Origin of the sequence: Promicromonospora kroppenstedtii DSM 19349 (assembly GCF_000515355.1) — a bacterium.
GTDB lineage: Bacteria > Actinomycetota > Actinomycetes > Actinomycetales > Cellulomonadaceae > Promicromonospora > Promicromonospora kroppenstedtii.
Genome location: NZ_KI911593.1, coordinates 31,508 through 34,753 on the forward strand (window position 1 = coordinate 31,508; position 3,246 = coordinate 34,753).

Annotated in this window: 4 protein-coding genes and 1 pseudogene; 3 read left to right on the forward strand and 2 right to left on the reverse strand. The window is 72.3% G+C overall.

Going from position 1 to position 3,246, the window contains the following annotated elements:
- On the reverse strand, positions 1-1,109 hold a 1,109-nt coding region (locus PROKR_RS02960; protein ID WP_036959433.1), incomplete at its 3' end, for a CapA family protein.
- 121 nt (positions 1,110-1,230) lie between these two features.
- Between PROKR_RS02960 and pgsA the strand changes: the two genes are divergently transcribed.
- From pgsA to PROKR_RS02975, 3 genes are all read left to right on the forward strand, one after another.
- A complete protein-coding gene (gene pgsA / locus PROKR_RS02965; RefSeq protein WP_036959419.1) occupies positions 1,231-1,821 on the forward strand; it encodes a CDP-diacylglycerol--glycerol-3-phosphate 3-phosphatidyltransferase in 591 nt (196 codons plus the stop codon).
- Positions 1,818-2,339, forward strand: coding sequence for a CinA family protein (locus tag PROKR_RS02970; RefSeq protein ID WP_051432623.1), 522 nt, complete (start codon positions 1,818-1,820; stop codon positions 2,337-2,339). Before pgsA ends, PROKR_RS02970 begins: the two co-directional genes overlap by 4 nt.
- 247 nt (positions 2,340-2,586) lie before the next feature.
- Positions 2,587-2,940 (forward strand): helix-turn-helix domain-containing protein, encoded by a 354-nt coding sequence (locus tag PROKR_RS02975; protein ID WP_020016783.1) that lies wholly within the window; start codon positions 2,587-2,589, stop codon positions 2,938-2,940.
- Between the two features lie 103 nt (positions 2,941-3,043).
- Here PROKR_RS02975 and PROKR_RS36775 read toward each other — a convergent pair.
- Positions 3,044-3,246, reverse strand: a pseudogene (locus PROKR_RS36775) (DNA-formamidopyrimidine glycosylase family protein); the annotation flags it as partial.

The following is a 3,246-nucleotide window of genomic DNA, read 5'->3' on the forward strand; positions in this document are numbered from 1 at the left end:
CGGTGCCCGGCGGCGCGGTCGACCGTGGTCGCGGCCCAGCGGGCGTCCGTGACCCGGGCCGGGCCGTCCGGCGGCTGGACGACGTCCGTCACGAGCAGCAGCCCGACGGCGGACGCGGCCACACAGCACTCCTTGCCCTGGTTGGACAGCAGGTTGCCGAGGCCGTAGGCCACCCACATCCCGTCGCCGCCCGGCCCGCCGCGCAGGCGCGTCAGCGGTTGCGGCACGTGCGCGTGATGCCCGATCACCAGGTCCACCTGCCGCGAGCGGGCCAGCGCCCGGACGGTCTTCCGCTGGTGCTCGGTGGGCTCGGTGACGTACTCGGTGCCGTCGTGCAGGCTCACCACCACCAGGTCCGCGCCCGCCGCCCGGGCCGCCCGGGCCTGCTCGACGATCCGGCCGGCGTCGATGAGGTCCACCGACCAGGGGCCGGCGGGCGGCTCCAGGCCGTTCAGCCCGTAGGCCGCGGCCAGGTGCGCGATCGTGACGGTCCGGCCCTCCCGGCGCAGCTCGTAGAGCTGGGGTTCGAGCGACTCGCGCTCGTCGCGGGCCGTGCCGACGTGACCCATCCCGGCGTCGTCCAGCGCGTCGAGGGTCGCCGCGATGCCGTCGAACCCCGAGTCGGCCGAGTGGTTTGACGCCGTCGAGCAGCCGTCCCAGCCCTGCTCGCCCAGGTCGCGGACGATCTCCTGCGGCGCGCGGAACACCGGGTAGCCCGACGGCTGCGTGCCGGGCGGTGCGACCGGCACCTCCAGGTGGCACAGGGCCAGGTCCGCGCGCTCCACCCAGGGGTCGATGCCCGCCAGCAGCGGCGAGTAGTCGATGCCGTCCGGCCCGGTCGCGGAGTCGTTCACGGGCGTGTGGGTGAGCACGTCGCCGCCGGCGAGCAGCGTGAGCTCGACGTCCTGCGGGGTGGGGGACGGGGTGGGTGACGGCGTCGCGGACGCGGACGAGGCGACCGGGGTCGACGTCCTCCCCGGGGTGCCCGAGCCGGCGGAGGCCGGTGCGGAGCCCGGGCCGGCAAGGGGCGTGCAGCCCGCGGCCGTGATGACGAGTGCGCAGGTCACGATCGCGGACGCGACGAGCCGCAGGGCGCCGACGTTGGCCACCTCCGGATGCTATTCCAGGCCTGGCGGGGGAGCGAGCGGACGCGCCGGGCGAGGGAGCGGTAGCCACCCGGGAGACCCCGTGCGGTCCGGGGAGCGGATGATCCGCGGCTAGGCTTGGGCAATGGTCACCGACGCTCCGTCGCCCTGGAACATTGCGAACATCGTCACGATGATTCGCATCGCCATGGTCCCGTTCTTTGCCTGGGCACTTCTCGTCGAAGGCGGGGACGACACGACGTGGCGGCTCGTGGCCACGGCGATCTTCGTGGTCGCGGCGGTGTCGGACAAGGTCGACGGCTACCTCGCGCGGTCGCGAGGGCTCATCACCGACCTGGGCAAGCTCCTCGACCCGATCGCGGACAAGCTGCTCGTGGGCGCCGCGCTGATCCTGCTCTGGATCCCGCTGGGCGAGCTGCCCTGGTGGATCCCCGTGATCATCCTGGTGCGCGAGCTGGGCATCACCTTCATGCGCATGGGCATGCTCAAGTACGAGGTGATGCCCGCGTCCCGGGGCGGCAAGCTCAAGACGGTGCTGCAGACGGTGGCGATCTCCCTGTTCCTGCTCCCGCGTGACGGTCTCGACTGGCTCACCGTGATCGCCTGGGTCGTCCTGCTGGCCGCGTTCGTCGTGACGGTCGTGACGGGCCTCGAGTACGTCTACCAGGGCTGGAAGATCCGCCGCGACGCGCGGGCCCGGGCAGCGCAGTCATGACGGCGCCGCGCCTGCTGGAGGCGGCAGCCGCCCGTGGGTGGACCATCGGCGTGGCCGAGTCGCTCACGGGAGGGCTCGTCACGGCGACGCTCGTGTCGGTCCCGGGCGCCTCCAAGGTGCTGCGTGGCGGCGTCGTGGCCTACGCCACCGACCTGAAGGCCGGGCTGCTCGGCGTGGACGCCGACCTGCTCGCCGAGCGCGGGGCCGTGGACGAGGCGGTGGCCGCCCAGATGGCTGCCGGCGTGCGCACGGCCACGGGTGCCGACGTCGGCCTCGCGACGACGGGCGTGGCCGGTCCGGACCCGCAGGACGGTCAGGCGCCCGGTGTGGTCTTCGTCGCAGTCAGCACCCCGCTGGCGTCCGAGGTGCATCGCCTGGACCTGTCGGGCGACCGGCCCCAGATCATCGACGCCGCCGCCCGCGGCGTGATCGAGCTCGCGTCCGTGCTCGTCAGCGAGCTGCCGGGTGAAAAAAGTGATGCGGAGCAAGTTGGGCTCCCTGAAGTTACAGACAAGTGAAACTTCTTGGCTTAATCTTGCACAGGGCTTGACGCGGGCACACTTCGGGAACAAGGCTCATACCAGCGGCGTTGGTCCCGGTGTGATCACGAACAAGCCGACCACTCGGGGCCGGCGCAAGAACTCTTCGAGCGCGGGGTACGGTAGAACGACCTCCGCACCCGGGGGACGTACCACACGCAAGGCACGGCCGGTCCAACCAGGACAGGGCGTGAGGACAGGGACAGGCACTGAAAGGGGGCGCGAGATGGTCGTACTACGGCGAGAAATCGGAGACGTGCTGCGAGACACGCGGCAGCGTCAGGGGCGCACCCTCCGCGAGGTGTCGTCGGCGGCGCGGGTGTCGCTGGGTTACCTCAGCGAGGTGGAGCGAGGGCAGAAGGAGGCATCGTCCGAACTTCTGGGTTCCATCTGCGAAGCGCTCGACGTGCCACTGTCCTTGGTGCTGCGTGAGGTGAGCGACCGCGTGGCGGTTGCCGAAGGATTCCAGATCCCGGACACGATCCCGGCGGACTTCGTCGCCGGGCTGCTGGCCAGGGGAGGCGAGCGGACCGCAGCGCGGCGGGACGTCGAGCAGTCCGACCTGGCGCCGGTGGGCTGACCTGGCAGCTGCCCGCGAGCAGCGCCTCAGGACGAGGGCGGAGCACCTGGTGCTCCGCCCTCGTCATGTCTCCGCCGGCCTGTCCTCCTGAGCGACGCCGGCGTCACTCCGGGCCTGGTGCCTGGCAGGTGGGGCACCAGTAGACGGGCCGCTCGTAGGGTTTCTCGTTGGCCGTACCGACGGCGATCGGAGTGCCGCACCGATGGCACGGCCGGCCCGCGCGGCCGTGCACGTGCATCTCGACAGCGCCCAGCCCGCGCGCCCGGCCGACGGCGACGCTGCGCTCCATGAGCCGCCGGGCGGTGC